At 65.1% G+C, this 519-nt stretch carries 1 protein-coding gene; it reads right to left on the reverse strand.

Annotation, left to right across the window (positions count from 1 at the left end; translation table 11 throughout):
- Positions 1–34 precede the first annotated feature (34 nt).
- The gene (locus tag NS334_RS16165) at positions 35–253 is read right to left on the reverse strand and encodes a DUF3072 domain-containing protein (RefSeq protein WP_058756972.1); all 219 of its coding nucleotides are present in this window, start codon (positions 251–253) and stop codon (positions 35–37) included.
- Between the last annotated feature and the right edge of the window lie 266 nt (positions 254–519).

Genomic DNA, 519 nt, shown 5'->3' on the forward strand with positions numbered 1-519 from the left:
TGGCGGACGGATCACGCCCCCGGGCGGGAAGCGGTTATTGCCCGCGGCCGGTCTTTTCCTGCAACGCGTCGATCCGCTTCGACGCCTCGGCCTTGGTCAGCGATTCGTCGAATGCCTCGCCGGCTTCCTCGCTCAACGTTTTCAGATAGCTGGCCTGCGCGCCGGTCATCGCCTCGTCGCCGGTGGTCCAGTCGTCGGGATCCTTCTCGGCATTGGAGAAGGGTTCGGCCTTGGGATTGTGCGTGTCGCTCATCGTCGATTCATCCTTTCGCGGGACAAACCTTTTCGTTCGATCTCTGTTCCGCGTTGCGGGCGCATCGGACGCGTGCTAGGCGCGCCGCACTATGGCCACGAACGCGGATGACGTCTCGCTAACGGTCGCTGGCGCATGAGCGTCAACACCGTCGATCCCGCGGTGAAGGGGCAGGCCACGGCCACGCACCATCATCAAGGCGGGAGCCTCGCGAAGCTGGCCCTGGGGGCGATCGGCGTCGTCTATGGCGATATCGGCACCAGCCC

This window comes from Sphingomonas endophytica (assembly GCF_001476895.1).
In the GTDB taxonomy this organism is placed as follows: Bacteria; Pseudomonadota; Alphaproteobacteria; order Sphingomonadales; family Sphingomonadaceae; genus Sphingomonas; species Sphingomonas endophytica_A.

Excerpts from the sequence above, each read along its gene's own strand:
- NS334_RS16165 (WP_058756972.1), bottom strand. The coding sequence starts at position 253 with ATGAGCGACACGCACAATCCCAAGGCCGAACCCTTCTCCAATGCCGAG.